Below are 17312 nucleotides of genomic sequence, written 5' to 3'. Positions count from 1 at the left end.
GACTCCCCGCCGTTCAGGGCAGGACGTTCCCTGCCGCACAGCACCCTAGCTCTCCGGCCGACGGGCGTGGCCCTCGACCCGCTCCTTGATGCCGTGCAGCGTGCGCCGCGACATCAGGTAGCTGACCTCGCCCAGCGGCGCCGTCAGCCACCGCACGAGCGGCCTGCCGAAGGCGACACGTTCGCGCAGGAGCAGCCGCGTGCGGCCGTCCTTCGTCTCCCGCAGCGCGAACGTCCAGAGGAACTCCCACCCGGCCGGGTCGGTGCGCCGCACGGGCCGGCCCGCGTCCAGGTCGGCGATCTGCAGCACGAGCGCCACGCCGGGCACGAGACCGACCACGTACCAGCCCCCGCCGCGCGCCCTGGTGGCCCGGACGACGTCACCGACCCGCAGGTCCTGCCACTCCTCGACCACCTCCTGGGCGTTACGGATCCCCAGGCCGAACAGGTTCTCGAGCCACGCGTAGCTGTAGAAGCCGCCCCGGTCCGCACCGATCTGCACCACCCACGGCCACACGTCCCCCGGCGGGGCGTCGATCGTGATCGCCCGGGTGACCTGCATCGCCGGTCCCGGGACGAGGTCGTCCCCCGGCAGCACCGCCGCGACCTCCGCGTCGGTCGCACCCCAGCGGTCGTGCCCCCGCTCGACCCACCACGCGTACGCGACCACACCGGCGGCCACGGCAGACGCCACCACACGCCGCCCGCGCCGCTGCTGCCGGACCGGCCGGCTCGTGCAGCTGCTCATGTGCCGAGCCTCGCCCGTGCCGTCCGGCGTCGGCAGGGCCCAAGGTCACCGCCTCGCGGGTACAACGCCTCGTGCTGAGCCTCGTCGTCGTCCCAGTGACCATAGCGAGACCGCCGGGACGACCACAGCCAAGCTGACCATGCACCTGCTGCCAGGAATCCCCGCCGCCTGGCAGCAGATGCATGGTCGTCAGCCCCCGGCCCGGGACGGGCTAGTCCGCGCCGTAGAAGACCCGCTCCATCACCGCACGCGCGCGCCGGGCGACGCGGAGGTACAGCTCCTCCAGCTCCGGCCCCGTCCCGACGTCGCCCAGCAGGCGGGCGATCCCCGTCAGGGCGTGGCTGTCGTGCGGCAGCATGTCCACGCCGGCGCCCGTGGTGCGCCCCGACCACAGCACGATCGCCGACCGCAGCCGCGACGCGAGCCGCCAGGCCTCCAGGAGCACCTCGGCGTCGTCGTCGGTCAGGAGGTCCGCGTCGCGGGCGGCCTCCAGGGCGGCCACGGTGCCCGTGGTGCGCAGCCCGGGCACCTCGAACGCGTGCTGGAGCTGCAGGAGCTGGACGGTCCACTCGACGTCGGACACCCCGCCGCGACCCAGCTTGAGGTGCCGGGCGGGGTCGGCGCCACGCGGCAGGCGCTCCGACTCGACCCGGGCCTTGATGCGGCGCACCTCGCGCAGGACGGCCTCACCGGGTCCGCCGTCCGGGTAGCGCAGCGGATCGATCAGCGCCGTGAACCGTTCCCCGAGCGAGCGCCCGCCCTCGGCGCCCGGCCCCAGGTCCAGCGCCGCCGCCACGGCGCCCTCCTCGGGGCCGCCCGCCGCGACCACGCTCAGCGTGCCCGACAGTGCCCGCGCCCGCAGGAGCGCCTGCGCCTCCCACGGGGAGGACCAGCGTCCGTAGTACTCCACGTAGGAGTCGAAGGACCGCACCAGGGGGCCGTTGCGCCCCTCGGGGCGCAGGTCGGCGTCCACGGGCAGGCCCGGTTCGGGCCCCACGGCGGACAGGATGCGGCGCAGGTTCTTCGCCACGGTGAGGGCGTAGTCGTTCGCCTCCTTGTCCGGTGCGCCGCCCACGGCCTCGTAGACGAACATGACGTCGGCGTCCGACCCGTACCCGAGCTCCTGCCCGCCGAGCCGGCCCATCGCCACGATCAGCAGACGGGCGGGCTCGTCCCCGCGCGCGATGTGCCGGGCTCCGCGCGCCTCGTGCTCGGCGATGCGCAGCCCGCCTGCGAGCACCACGTCGGCGGCGTCCGAGATGGCCTTCGCCGCGCCGACCGGGCCGAGCGCCCCGAGCACCTCGGCCACGCCGGTGCGGGCCAGCTCGCGCCGCCGCAGCGCGCGCAGCGCGACCGTGGCCGCCTCCACCTCCTGGGCGCGCCCGAGCAGCGCGTCCGCCTCGGACGCGAGCCGCCGCACCCCGCGCGGCGCCAGCGACTCCGTCTCGGCGAGCCACCGCACCGACTCCGGGGAGCGCCCGATCGCGTCCGCGAGGTACCGCGACGAGGACAGCACCTGGGCCAGCCGGGACGCCGCCTCCGCCGAGTCGCGCAGCAGCCGCAGGTACCAGTGCGTGGAACCCAGCGTGTCCGACAGCTTGCGGAACGCGAGCAGCCCCTCGTCCGGGTCGGCGCCCTCGGCGAACCAGCCCAGCAGCACGGGCAGGAGCTGGCGCTGGATCGACGCGCGCCGTGAGACGCCGTCGGTCAGGGCCTGGACGTGCCGCATGGCCCCGGCCGGGTCGCGGTAGCCGATCGCCGCGAACCGGGCCATGGCGGCCTTCGGCGCGAGCGACGCCTCGCCCGTGGACAGCAGCGCGGTGGCCGGCAGGAGCGGGCGGTAGTAGACGGCCTCGTGCAGGTCGCGCACCTCGCGCCGCACGGCCCGCCACGTCTTGACCAGGTCGTCCGCACCGCCGACGCCGAGCCCCCGGGCAAGCCGGCGCAGGTCCGCCTCCGCCGTCGGCATGAGGTGCGTCCGGCGCAGCCGGAAGAGCTGGACCCGGTGCTCCAGCGCCCGCAGGAACCGGTAGCACTCCCCCATCCGGCGCGCGTGCTCGCGCCCCACGTAACCGCCCTTCGACAACGCCTCGAGCGCGTCGAGCGTGGTGCGCGACCGGATGTCCTCGTCCGCGCGCCCGTGCACGAGCTGCAGGAGCTGCACCGTGAACTCGACGTCGCGCAGGCCGCCCTTGCCGAGCTTGATCTGCCGGTCCGCCTCGGCCACGGGCACGTTGTCCTCGACGCGCTTGCGCATGGCGCGGGCGTCCTCGACGAAGTTCGGGCGCTCCACGGCCTGCCACACCAGCGGCCCGACGGCGGCCGTGTACGCCTCCCCGAGCGCCAGGTCACCCGCCACGGGGCGCGCCTTGAGCAGCGCCTGGAACTCCCACGTCACGGCCCACCGCTCGTAGTACGCGACGTGGCTGGCCAGCGTCCGCACGAGCGGGCCCTGCTTGCCCTCGGGGCGCAGCGCGGCGTCGACCTGCCACAGGGCCGGCTCCGCCGACGCCCCGGAGCAGACCTGGGCCAGCCGCGTGGCCAGCCGGGTCGCGACGCGCAGGGCGTGGTCCTCGTCGCACGCGGGCGTGCCGTCGGGCAGCGTGCCCGGCTCGGCCACGTACACGACGTCCACGTCGGAGATGTAGTTCAGCTCCCGGCCGCCGGTCTTGCCCATGCCGAGCACGACCAGGCGGACTCCGGCGGCGTGGTCCTCCTCCTCGGAGCGGGCCACGGCCAGCGCGCCCTCCAGGGCCGCGGCCGCGAGATCCGCGAGCGCCGCGGCCACGGCGGGCATGACGGCCGTCGGCTCGGGCGCGGTCACATCGGTGGCGGCGATGCGCAGCAACCACGCCCGGTAGGCGCGCCGCAGGCGGTCCGTGTACGACGGCGGCGTGTCGGTGCCTGTCGTCGCCGTCGCCTCCGGGTGGGTGCCCGCGACGGGATCCGGGCTGTCGGGGTCCGCGTCGACGGCGCGGAGCAGCTCGGCGCGCACCTCCCGGGCTGGTACCCCGGTGCCGGGTGCCGGGTCGGCGAGGAGGTCGAGCAGGGCCGGGTGCCGGACCAGCTCGTCACCGAGCGCCGAGGACGCGCCGAGCACGCGCACCAGCCGGTCGCGGGGGGCCGGCCGGGGCGGGGCGTCGTCGTCGGCCGGGTCGCCGGGCTGGTCCAGCAGCCGTCGCAGCCGGTCGGGTGCGGCGGCCGCGAGGCGGACGAGCTGGAGGAGCGCGAGGTCGGGGTCGGCGACGGCGGCGAGCGAGCGCAGCAGGACGGCGTCGGCCGGGTCGAGCTCGACGGCGCCGCGGTCGGGGCCGGCGGCGCGGTCGGCGGCTGCCCGGGGCCGGCTGTCCAGGACGGTGACCAGGTCCGGGTCGCGCCACAGCGCGGCGGACCGGGTGAGGTCGGCGAACCCGGCCCGGATCAGGTGGGTCGTGAGGGTCTCGGGTCGGCGGCTCTGCACCCCCCGACCCTACGACGCGAGCGGGGGGTGCAGCACCCCTGTCAGAGCTGCAGGAAGCGCTTGAGCTCGAAGGGCGTGACCTGGGCGCTGTACGTCTCCCACTCCTCGCGCTTGTTGCGCAGGAAGTAGTCGAAGACGTGCTCGCCGAGCGTCTCGGCCACGAGCTCGGACTTCTCCATGAACTGGATGGCCTCGTCGAGGTCGCGCGGCAGCGGGGCGATGCCCAGGGCGCGGCGCTCGGCCGGGGTGAGCTCCCAGACGTCGTCCTCGGTGTGGTCCAGGAGGTCGTAGCCCTCCTCGATGCCCTTGAGGCCGGCCGCCAGGATCACGGCGAACGCCAGGTACGGGTTGGCCGCCGAGTCGAGCGCGCGGTACTCGATGCGCGCGGAGTTGCCCTTGCCCGGCTTGTACATGGGCACGCGGACCAGCGCGGAGCGGTTGTTGTGGCCCCAGCTCACGTAGCTCGGGGCCTCCTGCCCGCCCCAGAGCCGCTTGTAGCTGTTGACGTACTGGTTGGTGACGGCGGTGATCTCGCCGGCGTGCACCATGAGGCCCGCGATGAACTGGCGCGCCGTCTTGGACAGCTCGAACTGGGCGCCGGGCTCGTAGAACGCGTTGCGGTCGTCCTCGAAGAGCGACACGTGGGTGTGCATGCCGGAGCCGGGCTGGTCGGCCAGCGGCTTGGGCATGAAGGAGGCGAACACGCCCTGCTCGAGCGCCACCTCCTTGACCACGGTGCGGAACGTCATGAGGTTGTCCGCGGTGGTCAGCGCGTCGGCGTACCGCAGGTCGATCTCGTTCTGGCCGGGGCCGGCCTCGTGGTGGGAGAACTCGACCGAGATGCCCATGGACTCCAGCATGGTGATCGCGGCACGGCGGAAGTCGTGTGTCGATCCGCGGGCCAGGTGGTCGAAGTACCCGCCCTGGTCCACCGGCTCCAGCTTCGGGTCGGCCTTGGTGAGCTGGTTGAACAGGTAGAACTCGACCTCGGGGTGCGTGTAGAAGGTGAACCCGCGGTCGCTCGCCTTGGCGAGGGTGCGCTTGAGCACGTTCCGGGAGTCGGCGAGCGACGGCTCGCCGTCCGGCGTCAGGATGTCGCAGAACATGCGCCCTGTGCCGTGCCGTTCGCCGCGCCACGGGAGCACCTGGAACGTGGTGGGGTCGGGCTTGGCGACCATGTCGGCCTCGAAGACCCGGGTGAGCCCCTCGATGGCGCTGCCGTCGAACCCGATGCCCTCGCTGAACGCCGACTCCAGCTCGGCGGGGGCCACGGCTACCGACTTCAGCACACCCAGCACGTCGGTGAACCAGAGCCGGATGAAGCGGATGTCGCGCTCCTCGACCGTGCGGAGCACGAACTCCTGCTGCCTGTCCATGGGCCCATCTTGCACTAAACCTGTTACAGGCGCGTGTACCGGGCATGGACGACCGGTCGTAGGCTTTCGCTCGGCACAGATGCCGCCCGAACCACAGGAGGACCATGTCCGCCCACACCTCACCCACTCCGGGCCCCAAGAGGGTCCGGGTGCACCACCTGGCGGAGGCCAAGGCCCGCGGCGAGAAGATCGCGATGCTCACCGCGTACGACGCCGTGACCGCCACGATCCTCGACGCCGCCGGCACGGACATGCTGCTGGTGGGCGACTCGATCGGGAACGTCATGCACGGCCACACGTCCACCATCCCGGTGACGGTCGACGACATGATCCCGGCCGCGCGTGCCGTGGCCCGCGCCGCCAAGCGCGCGTTCGTGGTGGTCGACCTGCCGTTCGGCTCGTACGAGGCCGGTCCGCAGCAGGCGCTGGAGACCGCGGTGCGCGTGTTCAAGGAGACCGGCGCGGACGCGGTCAAGCTGGAGGGCGGCGTGCGCTCGGCGGCGCAGATCCGCGCGCTGACCGACGCCGGCATCCCCGTCGTCGCGCATCTCGGGTACACGCCGCAGTCGGAGAACCTGCTGGGCGGGCCGCGCGTGCAGGGCCGCGGCGAGGAGGCCGTCGAGCGGCTGGCCACCGACGCGCAGGCCGTCGAGGACGCCGGCGCCGTCGCCGTCGTCCTGGAGATGGTGCCCACCGACGTGGCCGCGCGGATCACCGAGATCGTGCGCATCCCGACCATCGGCATCGGCGCCGGGCCGCACTGCGACGGGCAGGTGCTGGTGTGGACCGACATGGCGGGCATGACGGCCTGGTCGCCCCGCTTCGCCCGGCGGTACGCCGAGCTGGGCGCGGTGCTGCAGCGGGCCGCGGAGGACTACGTCGCGGAGGTCAAGGACGCGTCCTTCCCGGACGCGGAGCACTCGTTCGACAAGTAGCTACTTCTTGCCCCAGTTCTCGTCGTCCTGCTCCCACGACTCGTTGCGCGAGCGTGCGCTCTCCAGCGCCCGCTCGGCCTCGGCCCGGGTGGCGTACGGGCCCATGAGGTGGGTCCAGGAGGAGCGCCGACCCTCCTCGACCTCACCCGTCTCCGTGTTGTACCAGTACTGCTCGTGGTTGCTCATGAGACGATCCTGACATGAGCGACCTGGCGTTCGGCATCGACATCGGCGGTTCGGGGATCAAGGGGGCACCCGTCGACCTGGCGGCCGGCGAGTACGCCGACAAGCGGACCCGGATCCCGACCCCGCGGCCGTCCACCCCGCAGGCGGTCGCCAGCGTGCTCGCGGAGCTCGTCGACGCCTACCACCTGCCCCAGGACGTGCCGATCGGCGTGGCGTTCCCCGCCCCGATGCAGCACGGCGTGGTGCGCTCCATGGCCAACCTGGACCAGTCGTGGACGGGCGTGGACCTGCCGGCGCTGGTGCACCGGGCGACCGGCCGGGAGGTCGTGGCCGTGAACGACGCCGACGCGGCCGGCATCGGGGAGGTGCGCTACGGCGCGGCCCGCGACGCCGACGGCGTGGTGCTGGTGGCGACCCTGGGCACGGGGATCGGCTCGGCGCTGGTGGTCGACGGCGTCCTCGTGCCGAACACCGAGCTGGGCCACCTGGAGATCGACGGGCACGACGCCGAGTCCCGCGCGGCGGACTCCGCACGCGAGCGCGAGGACCTGTCGTGGGAGCAGTGGGCCGAGCGCCTGCAGCGCTACTTCGGCGTGGTCGAGGATCTCCTGTCGCCCGACCTCATCGTCGTGGGCGGCGGAGTGAGCAAGCATCACGAGAAGTACCTGCCGCACCTGCACCTGCGTGCGCCGATCGTGCCGGCCCAGCTCCGGAACGCGGCGGGCATCGTCGGGGCCGCGGCCCTGGCCGCGGGTCGCTGACGTCCCGGCCGTCACCGACGGTCGGTCCGTCGCGGGCGGTGCCGCTCAGGCCTCCCGCACGGCCGGGTGCGCCTGCTGCGCGAAGAGCACGTCGACGCCGAGCATCTCGATGACGCTCCGGACCACCGGCGGCGGCTCCGGGAGACTGACCGTCAGGCCCTCTCGCGTGCCGTAGGTGTACATCTGCATGAGGAACGCCACGCCGGTCGAGTCCATGAACGTGACGCGCGACGTGTCGATCACGACGGCCTTCGCCCGCTCGATGGCGTTGGCTATCGCGGCACTCGACTCGCCACGCAGGGAGACGTCGATCTCCCCCCACATGCTCACGACACTCGCGCGGGACTGTTCTTCGAACATGATCCCGCCCGTGCGCCCCCTGTTATCGAATTCCGTGTTGCTCACTTGCATCGCCCCTGTTCATTGCTCCCCGACATGGCCGCCGGAACGGGTCGCCCGACCCCCCGGGCAACTCTGGGAGATTGCAACGCCTTCGTCGCGATCACGGGAAGCCTACATCCGTGAAGATCGCAAGTGGAACAGTCACGCTGGGTTACATTTCCCCCTCAGGACTGGTATAAGTTGGAGCTTCTCCATCCAAACCGGAACATTTCCACCGGGCAGACCGGACATATACCCGCCCAGTTGGACAATCGTTCAAGAAAAAGATTCACCAGATTCAATTGTCTGACGACCGATTTGGGCCGTCCGGACCCTCCGCGGCGCGCGGATTGCGCATCGTCGGCGCGCTTTCCTTCTCCCATGCATCGAGCTGCATAGTGAGCGCCTTGGCGAGCTCGAACACCTGCTGCGGAGGAATGCGCACCCGGGACACGACCCGGCCCGGCACGGTAATCGACGTGACCTCACCCGAGTCGGGGTCCGAGACGGGGCTCGGCGGCTGCTTCACGGCGATGAAGTCCAGGATGAACGAGGTCGGCGTGTGCCAGACGGACGCGAAGTCGGCGGGGACACCGGTCTCCATCTCGTCGGGGACGTCGATCTGGAACTCCTGGGGCAGCTCGTCGGACGACACTGGGGCTCCTCGATTGGCCGGGCGGTTCCCCGACCGTACCGTGGGGCCGGAGGCGACGACAGTGGAAACGGACTCCGAGGACATATGTGTCCGGCGTGTCGCACCGCCAGCGGAAAACAGGGCGCCTCACGGTCGCCCCGGGCACTAGAATCGCGCGTTCCCCTTCCCCCCTTGGAGGTCCTCCCGTGCCTGCCGACGTGCCCGAGCTCGCCCAGGAGCGCGAGTTCCTCGCCGAGGCCCGTACCCAGCTCGGCCGGATGCGCGAACGCGTCGCCGCGCTCGACGGGCGCTACGCCGGCGACCCGGTGAGCGCCGACGCGCTGGAGGCCGCCCTCGCCCGCCGGATGGAGCAGCTCAGCGACGACCCGGAGATCCCGCTCTTCTTCGGTCGCATCACCGTGGGCGCGGACGTCACCACCGGGCACGGCGGCGAGATCTTCCACATCGGCCGGCGCCACGTCTCGGACCCCGACGGTGAGCCCATGGTCGTCGACTGGCGCGCCCCCGTCAGCACCCCCTTCTACCGGGCCACGCCGAAGGAGCCGATGGGCATCACGGCCCGGCGCCGCTACGGCTTCGCCCGCGGCCACCTGACCGGTTTCGAGGACGAGACCCTGACACACCCCGACGAGGCCGGGCCCGACGGCGGCGCCGGCACCCGCTCGGAGATCCTCGAGGCCGAGATCGAGCGCCCCCGCACCGGGCCGATGCGCGACATCGTGGCCACCATCCAGCCCGAGCAGGACGTCATCGTCCGCATGCCGCTGGACCGCACGCTCGTGGTGCAGGGCGCACCCGGCACCGGCAAGACGGCGGTCGGCCTGCACCGCGCGGCCTACCTTCTCTACGCCCACCGCGAGCAGCTCACCCGGCGCGGCGTGCTCGTCGTCGGGCCGAACAAGAGCTTCCTGCGGTACATCCGCGACGTGCTGCCCGCCCTGGGCGAGATCCACGCGACGCAGGCCACCATCGAGGAGGTGGTCGGCACGCACGCCCCGGTGCGGGCCACCGAAGCTGCCGACGTCGCGACCCTCAAGGGCGACGGCCGGATGGCCCGGGTGCTGCGCGCCGCCGTCTGGTCGCACGTCGGGACGCCGCAGGAGACGCTGGTGCTGCCGCGCGGATCCTTTCGCTGGCGCGTGCCGGCGTACGCGGCGCGGGAGGCGGTCGAACAGGTCAGGGCACGGGACGTGCGCTACTCGCTCGGCGCCGCCCAGCTCCGGCACGCGCTCGCGCACCGGGTGCTGGTGCAGATCGAGGAGTCCGGCGACGCCCTCGACGACAAGGCGTGGGACGTCCTGGCCCGCACCAAGCCGGTCCGGGACTACGCGGCGGCCGTGTGGCCCGCGGTCGAGCCGCGCAAGCTGCTGTTCCGCCTGCTGTCCGACCCGGAGTTCCTCGCGGCGTGCGCACAGGACGTCCTGTCCGACGCCGAGCAGCGGCTCCTGGCCTGGGACCGGCCGCCCCGCTCCCCCGGCGCCGCGCGCTGGACCACGGCGGACCTCGTGCTGCTCGACGAGGTCGCCGACCTGCTGGACCGGACCGAGTCCGTGGCGCACATCGTCGTCGACGAGGCGCAGGACCTGTCCGCGATGATGCTGCGTGCGCTCGGGCGGCGTGCCGCGAACGGCTCGCTGACCGTGCTCGGCGACCTCGCCCAGGCGACCACCCCGTGGGCGTCGGCCGACTGGGCGGACGTGCTGCGCCATCTCGACAAGCCGGACGGCCACGTGGAGCAGCTCACCGCCGGGTTCCGTGTGCCGGCCGACGTGATCGAGCTCGCCGCCCGGCTCCTGCCGCGCATCGCGCCCGGCCTGGAGCCGCCGACCGCCGTCCGCCGCACCCGCGGACGGCTCGCCGTGACGACGACGCCGCTCGGCGAGGTGCTGGCCGACGTCGTGGCCCGCGAGGGCTCGGTCGGCCTGATCGTGCCCGACGCCGGCATGCCGCACGCCCGGACGGTGCTGACGGCCGCGGGGCTGACGTTCGCCGTCGTCGGCGAGCAGGACGACGCCCCGGACGACGGCACGGCCGACGACTCCGGATCCTCCGAGTTCGACGCGCACCTGGAGCTGGTGCCCGCCTCGCTCGCCAAGGGCCTCGAGTTCGACCACGTCGTGCTGCACGACCCGGCCGCCGTCGTGGCCGCCGAGCCGGACCGGGCGACGGGACTGCGCCGGCTCTACGTCTGCCTCACGCGCGCCGTCACGTCCCTCGTCGTGCGGCACGACGGGGACCTGCCGCCGGAGCTCGGGCTCTGACCCGCGCGTTTCGGGCTGCGCTTGACCCTGTTCCCGGAACATAGTTTCCACTGGACCTGTCGCCGCGCACCGCGGCCGACCTGACCGACCGGAACCAGGAGCGAACCGTGGCGTGGAGCACCCGGCAGATCGCCGACCTCGCGGGGACGACCGTCAATGCCGTGCGCCACTACCACGAGGCCGGCCTGCTGGAGGAGCCCGAGCGCCGGTCCAACGGGTACAAGCAGTACGGGGTGCCGCACCTGGTGCGGCTGCTGCAGATCCGCCGCCTGCGCGAGCTGGGCGTGCCGCTCGCCGAGATCGAGGCGATGGGCCGCGCCGACAAGGACCCGGCGGAGGCGCTCCGGGTGCTCGACGCCGAGCTCGAGGCCACCATCGAACGGCTGCAGCGCGCCCGGTCGGAGCTGGCCCTGATCCTGCGGGACCGGGCGCCCATCGACCTTCCCGCGACGTTCGGCTCCGTGTCCCGCCACCTGTCGGAGCAGGACCGGTCCCTCGTGACCATCTACTCGCAGCTCTACGACGAGAGCGCGCTCAGCGACCTGCGCGAGATGCTCGACGAGAACCCGCGCACGGAGGCGGACGACGAGTTCGACAACCTTCCCGCGGACGCCGACGCCGCCACGAAGCAGCGGCTGGCCGAGTACTTCGCACCGCAGATCCGGCAGCACCTCGACAAGTACCCCTGGCTCACCGACCCCGGTCCGAGGTCGACGAAGGGGGCCGCGACGCTCGAGCAGACGATGGTGGCGGCACTGCGGGAGGTCTACAACCTCGCCCAGCTCGATGTGCTGTACCGGGCTGACCTGATCATCAAGGGCATGACCGACGACCGGCTGGAAGCCGCCGACGAGGAGACGGACCGATGACCGAGCACGAGGCCACGCCGACGAACGAGGAGATGTCCCGGGAGCCGCTGCTCGCGGAGGACGTGCTGCTCCTGCTCTTCGACCCCCGGTCGGGCACGATCGCGGGCGAGGGCAACAACCTGTTCCACACCCTGGCCGGTGCGGTGCTCGTCGAGCTCGCGTCGGGCGGGTACGTCGACATCGACGCGCGCACCACGCTGCGCGGTCGCGAGGTCCGCGTGCTCGACGGCGCGGCGCCGTCCGACCCGCTGCTGCGCGGCACGTGGGACCGGATCGCCCGCAAGCCCACGGACGTCCACTCGCTGATCCTGGAGATCGGCCCGCGCCTGCGCCAGGAGGTGATCGACCGCGTCGTCGAGCGCGGGCACCTCGGCCGCGAGAAGCGCAAGGCCCTGGGCCTGATCACCACCACGGCCCTGGTCGACGGCGGCACGGGCCGCCGCGCGGAGCTGCTGGCCCCCATCCGGGCGGCCCTCGTGGACGGCGTGGACCCCGAACCACGCGTCGGCGCCCTGGCGGCGCTCCTGGCGGCGAGCGGCGGGCTGCCCGCGCTGTACAAGGACATCCCGTGGTCGGGCGCGGTCTACACCCGCGGCCGGGAGCTCCAGCGCGGGGACTGGGGCGCGGAGGCCGTGGGCGAGTCCGTGCGCCGCACCATGGCGGCGCTCATCGCCACGAACCTGTTCGTCGGGGTGTTCGTCGCGGGCAGCACGGCGAACGGCTGAACCCCGGGGCGTCAGTCGTCGAGGGGCTCACCGGTCGGGTCGTCGGCCAACAGCGCGTCGACGCCCGGACCGCCGACCGGCTCCGCGGACCAGGCCGTCAGCCGCCACCCGCCGTCGAGGTCGCCCTCGATCTCCACCAGGCCGGTGTTGGCCAGCGCCGTCCGCTCCGCGTGGTCGATGTCGACGCCCGCCACGCGCGCGGCGACCCACGCGCGGATCGCGGCGCCGTGCGAGACCACGACCACGCTGTCCCAGCCGCCCGCCGCGATCTTGGCCACCGCCTCGTCGTAGCGGGCGAGGAACGCCCGCCCGTCGGGACCACCGGGCATGGCCCGGTCGACGTCGCCCCGCGCCCACCCGAAGACGGTGTCGAGGTAGCGCATGTGGGCCTCGTGGGTGCTCGCCATCTCCAGGCCGCCCGCCTCGATCTCGCGCAGCCCCGCCAGCGACACCGGCTCGATGCCCCGCTCCCGGGCCAGGGGCTCGGCCGTCAGCGACGTGCGGACCAGCGACGAGACGGCGATCGCGTCGACCTGCCGGTCGCGGAACGCGTGCGGGACGGCCGCGGCCTGCCGCTCACCGAGCGGTGTCAGACCCGGGCCCGGGCTCGCGGTGTCGAGGAGCCCGTCCACGTTCGAGGGTGTCTGTCCGTGGCGCAGCAGCAGGAGTCGCATGGGGTGCATTCTCCCCGACGACCCGCGCCGCCGGGGAGCCCGAGGGGGTACGACGATTTTCCGGACGGTGGTTCCCGCATCGTGTCCGTTCCGTTACTCTTGGGCGCTATGCGCGGGACGTGGACCCGACAGACACCTCGCCGCGCTGGTGTAGTCCCCCCGTCGATCTGAAAGGTCCCCGCCTTCATGGATCCCCAGTCCTCCACGACGGCCCTGCGTGCCCGCGGTCGCCACCGGGCAGCACGTCGCCCGGCACTGCCCACCCTCACCCGCGCCGCCACCGGGCAGACCGCCGCCGTCGCCGGACGCGGTGCCGTGATCGCCGCCGCAGGTTCCGGGGTGCTGCTGTCGCTGATCGCACCGCCCGCGCAGGCCGCACCGGCCACGGAGCTCGGGGCCACGCTGACCGGCAGCCCCATGCAGGGCACCCTCAACTCGTCCGACCTCAACGCCCTGACGACGCAGGCCCGGGAGGCGGTCGCCGCGGCGAACGTCGTCGCCGTCGCGCCCACCGCGGAGCTGAAGGTCGAGAAGACGGCTGTCTCGGTGGTCTCCGCGAGCGAGAACGCGGAGTACCAGGCGGAGATCGCCGCACAGCGCGCCGAGGAGGAGGCCGCGCAGCGTCGCGCCTCGGTGGTCTCGATCGCCATGCGGTACCTCGGTGTGCCGTACGTGTGGGGCGGGACGACGCCCGCCGGGTTCGACTGCTCCGGGTTCACCTCCTACGTCTTCGCGCAGGTCGGCATCGACCTGCCCCGGACGTCCTCGTCGCAGCGGTACGCCGGGACCGTGGTGTCCTGGGCCGACGCGCTGCCGGGCGACCTCATCTGGACCCCGGGCCACATCGCGATCTACGCGGGCGACGGCATGCAGATCGAGGCGCCGGTGCCGGGCAAGAGCGTGCGCTACACGAGCATCTGGCAGTCCGGCCCCACGTTCATCCGCGTCGCCTGAGCCGACGGGCGCCGTTCGCCGATCAGTTCCGGCCGCCCGACCGGTCTCCCCCTTCGACCGCACTTCATCGTGCTCGGAGGGAATCATGACCGCCACCTACACGTTCGACGTGTTTTCCAGCCTGGACGGTTTCGGCAGCGCCGGGGGTGACTGGACCGGGTACTGAGGCAAGCAGGGGCCCGAGCTGCTCGGCCACCGCCTCGCGCTGTACGAGCCGGAGCAGCGCATGGTGTTCGGGGCCACCACCTACCGGATGTTCGGGGAGATGGTGGCCGCCATCGCCGACCAGCCCGAGGTCGGCGACCCCTGGGTCACCCGGATGCTCGACCTGCCGGCCACGGTCGTGTCGAGCACGCTGGAGGACCCGCTCGACCGGCGCGCGACGGTGGCCCGCGGCGACGCCGTCGACGTCGTGGCCCGGCTCAAGGAGGAGTCCGACGTGCCACTGCGTTCGCACGGCAGCCTCTCGCTGAACCGGGCACTGATGGCGGCGGGCCTCGTGGACCGGCTCCAGGTGACCCTTTTTCCCGTGGTCACCGGGCGGACCGGGGACGACCCGATCTTCCGGGGTGCCGCGGACTTCGACCTGGAGCTGCTCGAGCAGCGGACGCTCGACGGTCACATCCAGGAGCTGGTCTACCGGCCCACGCTGCACGGCTGACACGCTGAGCCGTGCCGGCGGTCGGCCGGGCCGCGCCGCCCTCAGGCCCTGTGCAGGACGAATCCGGCGTGGTGCAGGACGCCGTCGTGGTACTGGCCGAAGGCCCAGAAGCCGGTGTCGTCGAGGTAGGTGATCCGGTCGCCGTCGAGCCAGAAGCTCCCGGTGTAGGCGTCACGGGTCGTGCCCCGCGTCTCGCTGTACCGGCCGTCGGCCGTCAGGTACTGGGTCATGTCGCGCCGCGGGTCGGTCCACGCGCCGAGCCGCGCGTCGTCCGGCGCGTGGCCGGTGCCGCGGCGTCGGGTGGCCACGCCGTCACGCACCACGACCCGTCCGTCGACGACGACGGCGCGCAGGGCGCGGGGGTCGACGACGAGCATGCGGGTGATCCGGTGCGGGGCGACCGTGCCGTCGACCACCGCGAACGTGGCCGGCCGTCCCGGGCCGAGGTCGAAGGCGTCGGGGGCGGGCGGGCTGGGCGCGGCGAAGACGCTCTCGACGAGGAGCGGCACGACGGAGGCTCCGCGGCCGTCGATCACCAGGGGTTCGGCGGCCCCGTCCGTGGACGCGCCGATCAGCGGGCCGTCGGTGGCCAGGTTCTCCTGGACGGTCCGGGTGGGCGTGCGGTGGACGAGGGCGCCCGTGACGACGATGCGTGGTTGAGGCTCTGCGGGTGCGGGCATGTCGTCCACACTGCCGTGTCAGACGCCTCCGCACGAGGCAGCGGCTCTCCTGGGAGTGCCGCACCCAGGCACGCAGGCGTGTCAGGCCCGCACCCACAGGTCCTCGGGAGCGCGGCCCGGCCGGAATCCGAGGTACTCCAGCATCGCGGCGGCCTCGGGGAAGTTCGCCGCGAGCGCATCGGGGGTGTGCGCGTCGCTCCCGATGCTGACGGTCCGGCCGCCCTCCTCGGCCCACCACTGCGGGATCCACGGCCAGAGCCGCCGGGTGTTCATCTCCAGGGCGCGGCCGCCGGCGGCGATCGACCGCATCGCCACCCGGAAGGGCTCCTCGAAGGCCAGCGGGTCGAACGGCCCGTGCGCCTCGGCGGGCCAGGACCGGACCGCGTAGTCGATGTGGGTGAAAACCTCGAAGGTGTCCGCGCCGCGCACCATGACAGGCACCTCCTCCAGGTACCGGTGCATGACCACGGCCGGGTCGTGTTCCTGGAAGAGCCGGCTCGGTTCGGCGTGGCCGCCGCCGAGATCGACGGTGTGCAGCGACCCGAGCACCCGGTCGACCAGGTCCAGGTCGATGACCCGGGCCGCCCGGGCGTCGTTCAGGTGCGGCTGCCCGAACTCGACGCCCGTCCCGATGCGCAGCCCGGGGAACTCGTGCCGCATCCGGTCGACGGCGTCGAGGTAGCCGGCCGTGTCGAGCGGCTCGATGTCGACCAGGCCGGCGTCGTCGACGAGGTGACGCTGGTGCGGCATCAGGTCGTCGGGCTCGGCACGCCAGCTCCGCGGGATGTCCAGGTGCTCGGTGAAGAACAGGGCCGGCAGCCCGATCCGCACCGCGCGGGCGCACGTGGCGCGCATGCGCCCGACGGCGTGGGAACGTGGGCCGCCGGTGTCCCAGGACCACTCGCTGTGCACGTGGCTGTCGGCGGGGAGGGTCATGGCGTGCCGCCGCCGGGTGCGGGCAGCGTGGCCGGTGCGCCGATCAGGTCGTCGTAGTCCGCCACGGGGATCAGGTCCCCTGCCGCGGTGGCGATGCGCTCGTCGCCGGCCACGAGCACGTCGGCCTGCAGCGTGGCGACGGCGAGGTACTCGGCCGGCATGGTGTCGTCCCAGTCCAGCCGGCGAGCGATCGTCCACGCGGTCGCACGGGAGACCCGGTCGCCCAGCAACCGGATCTTGAGGGTCGCGAGGCCGTTGAGCTCCGCCCGCGCCGTCTCGTCGTCCAGCAGACCGGCCCGCACCTGCCGGTAGAGCATGGACAGCACGTGGCTGCGCAGCACGGCGGGGCCGACGAGCGTCCGGCGGGTGCCGACACCGACGTCGTCCCGGACGATCCGCAGTGCGGTGACGGCGTCGATCGCCCAGCGTGTCGCACTCCCCGGAGATGTCATACGGCCATTGAACACGGCGCCACTGACATCAGTCCTGACCTGGTGGTCCGGCTCAGCGGCTGAGGTCCATCAGCGCCAGCAGCGCCTCACCGTACGCCTGCGCGGGATCTGAGTCCGCGAACACGCGGGTCTGCCCGAGCAGCTCGACCTCCACCTCGTAACCGTCGCCCTGACGCCGCAGCGCCCGGAACGTCGAGCGCAGGAGGCCACGGAGCTGGTCCTCGCGGGGCAGCCACAGCGCGTCCTCGATCGCCACGGCGTCCAGCGCCCACTCGGTGGTGCCGTTGAAGCCGAGGATGGTGCCCGTGGGGTACTCGTGCGCCTCGATGGTCATGGTGCTGACGGTGAAGACGTCTCCGGCGAGGTCGGGCGCCCGGACCTGGAACTGGTCACCGTCGGCCGGGGTCCAGACCAGGCCTGCATCGCGGAGCCGGACGGCAAGGTCGGTGGAGATCATCGGTCCATTGTGGGACGAGCGACCGGCCCGTGGGTCAGTTGCTCCGGAGACGGTGCACGAACCGTGCCGGATCTCCGAGGAACGCACGCATCGTGACCACGGCAGTGCGTCGTCGTAGCCGATCCGGGTGAGGGGCCGCCGG

General features: G+C 73.1%; 18 protein-coding genes. 7 read left to right on the top strand and 11 right to left on the bottom strand.

Going from position 1 to position 17312, the window contains the following annotated elements:
- Nucleotides 1-45: 45 nt before the first annotated feature.
- The 3 genes from ACIBBF_RS08770 to ACIBBF_RS08760 form a co-directional block, all read right to left on the bottom strand.
- Nucleotides 46-747, bottom strand: coding sequence for an SRPBCC family protein (locus ACIBBF_RS08770; RefSeq protein ID WP_397412544.1), 702 nt, complete (start codon nt 745-747; stop codon nt 46-48).
- Between the two features lie 211 nt (nt 748-958).
- Nucleotides 959-4207: a bifunctional [glutamine synthetase] adenylyltransferase/[glutamine synthetase]-adenylyl-L-tyrosine phosphorylase gene (locus ACIBBF_RS08765; RefSeq protein WP_397412542.1), complete on the bottom strand. Its 3249-nt coding sequence runs from the start codon at nt 4205-4207 to the stop codon at nt 959-961.
- A 41-nt stretch (nt 4208-4248) separates the two neighbouring features.
- Nucleotides 4249-5583, bottom strand: coding sequence for a glutamine synthetase family protein (locus ACIBBF_RS08760; RefSeq protein WP_397412540.1), 1335 nt, complete (start codon nt 5581-5583; stop codon nt 4249-4251).
- Nucleotides 5584-5687: 104 nt separating this feature from the next.
- On the opposite strand from ACIBBF_RS08760, the gene panB reads away from it, so the two are divergent.
- The gene (panB, locus tag ACIBBF_RS08755) at nt 5688-6518 is read left to right on the top strand and encodes a 3-methyl-2-oxobutanoate hydroxymethyltransferase (RefSeq protein WP_397412538.1); all 831 of its coding nucleotides are present in this window, start codon (nt 5688-5690) and stop codon (nt 6516-6518) included.
- On the opposite strand, the gene ACIBBF_RS08750 is transcribed toward panB, so the two are convergent.
- Nucleotides 6519-6704, bottom strand: coding sequence for an SPOR domain-containing protein (locus tag ACIBBF_RS08750; protein ID WP_397412536.1), 186 nt, complete (start codon nt 6702-6704; stop codon nt 6519-6521). It lies immediately after the preceding gene.
- 14 nt (nt 6705-6718) lie between these two features.
- On the opposite strand from ACIBBF_RS08750, the gene ppgK reads away from it, so the two are divergent.
- Nucleotides 6719-7465, top strand: a complete 747-nt coding sequence (ppgK, locus tag ACIBBF_RS08745; RefSeq protein WP_397412534.1) for a polyphosphate--glucose phosphotransferase — start codon at nt 6719-6721, stop codon at nt 7463-7465.
- Nucleotides 7466-7510: 45 nt separating this feature from the next.
- Here ppgK and ACIBBF_RS08740 read toward each other — a convergent pair whose 3' ends face one another.
- Both ACIBBF_RS08740 and ACIBBF_RS08735 read right to left on the bottom strand, forming a co-directional pair.
- Complete coding sequence (locus tag ACIBBF_RS08740; protein WP_397412532.1) at nt 7511-7825, bottom strand: STAS domain-containing protein; 315 nt, start codon at nt 7823-7825, stop codon at nt 7511-7513.
- A gap of 319 nt (nt 7826-8144) precedes the next feature.
- Nucleotides 8145-8501: a DUF3467 domain-containing protein gene (locus ACIBBF_RS08735; protein WP_397412530.1), complete on the bottom strand. Its 357-nt coding sequence runs from the start codon at nt 8499-8501 to the stop codon at nt 8145-8147.
- 185 nt (nt 8502-8686) lie between these two features.
- Between ACIBBF_RS08735 and ACIBBF_RS08730 the strand changes: the two genes are divergently transcribed.
- From ACIBBF_RS08730 to ACIBBF_RS08720, 3 genes are all read left to right on the top strand, one after another.
- Complete coding sequence (locus ACIBBF_RS08730) at nt 8687-10762, top strand: HelD family protein (RefSeq protein ID WP_397412528.1); 2076 nt, start codon at nt 8687-8689, stop codon at nt 10760-10762.
- Nucleotides 10763-10869: 107 nt separating this feature from the next.
- On the top strand, nt 10870-11631 hold the full coding sequence (locus tag ACIBBF_RS08725; protein WP_397412526.1) for a MerR family transcriptional regulator: 762 nt from the start codon (nt 10870-10872) through the stop codon (nt 11629-11631).
- Nucleotides 11628-12356: a GPP34 family phosphoprotein gene (locus ACIBBF_RS08720; RefSeq protein WP_397412524.1), complete on the top strand. Its 729-nt coding sequence runs from the start codon at nt 11628-11630 to the stop codon at nt 12354-12356. Before ACIBBF_RS08725 ends, ACIBBF_RS08720 begins: the two co-directional genes overlap by 4 nt.
- An 11-nt stretch (nt 12357-12367) precedes the next feature.
- On the opposite strand, the gene ACIBBF_RS08715 is transcribed toward ACIBBF_RS08720, so the two are convergent.
- A complete protein-coding gene (locus tag ACIBBF_RS08715) occupies nt 12368-13030 on the bottom strand; it encodes a histidine phosphatase family protein (RefSeq protein WP_397412522.1) in 663 nt (220 codons plus the stop codon).
- A 186-nt stretch (nt 13031-13216) separates the two neighbouring features.
- Here ACIBBF_RS08715 and ACIBBF_RS08710 point away from each other — a divergent pair, with 186 nt between their 5' ends.
- Together ACIBBF_RS08710 and ACIBBF_RS08705 are read left to right on the top strand one after the other, a co-directional pair.
- Entirely contained in the window at nt 13217-13984 is a 768-nt protein-coding gene (locus ACIBBF_RS08710) for a C40 family peptidase (RefSeq protein ID WP_397412520.1), read from the top strand.
- A gap of 226 nt (nt 13985-14210) precedes the next feature.
- Nucleotides 14211-14645, top strand: coding sequence for a dihydrofolate reductase family protein (locus ACIBBF_RS08705; protein WP_397412518.1), 435 nt, complete (start codon nt 14211-14213; stop codon nt 14643-14645).
- A gap of 41 nt (nt 14646-14686) precedes the next feature.
- Here the strand turns inward: ACIBBF_RS08705 and ACIBBF_RS08700 are convergent, their stop codons facing one another.
- From ACIBBF_RS08700 to ACIBBF_RS08685, 4 genes are all read right to left on the bottom strand, one after another.
- Nucleotides 14687-15325 (bottom strand): Atu4866 domain-containing protein, encoded by a 639-nt coding sequence (locus ACIBBF_RS08700; protein WP_397412517.1) that lies wholly within the window; start codon nt 15323-15325, stop codon nt 14687-14689.
- Nucleotides 15326-15406: 81 nt separating this feature from the next.
- Entirely contained in the window at nt 15407-16261 is an 855-nt protein-coding gene (locus tag ACIBBF_RS08695) for a PHP domain-containing protein (RefSeq protein WP_397412516.1), read from the bottom strand.
- Nucleotides 16258-16713, bottom strand: a complete 456-nt coding sequence (locus tag ACIBBF_RS08690; protein WP_397412515.1) for a hypothetical protein — start codon at nt 16711-16713, stop codon at nt 16258-16260. Before ACIBBF_RS08690 ends, ACIBBF_RS08695 begins: the two co-directional genes overlap by 4 nt.
- Nucleotides 16714-16765: 52 nt before the next feature.
- On the bottom strand, nt 16766-17170 hold the full coding sequence (locus tag ACIBBF_RS08685) for a pilus assembly protein CpaE (protein ID WP_397412513.1): 405 nt from the start codon (nt 17168-17170) through the stop codon (nt 16766-16768).
- Between the last annotated feature and the right edge of the window lie 142 nt (nt 17171-17312).

The sequence above is a fragment of the Promicromonospora sp. NPDC050880 genome (genome assembly GCF_044456525.1).
Taxonomy (GTDB): Bacteria; Actinomycetota; Actinomycetes; order Actinomycetales; family Cellulomonadaceae; genus Promicromonospora.
Note: the sequence above shows the minus strand (reverse complement) of the source record. Positions and strands in the feature narration are given on the sequence as shown.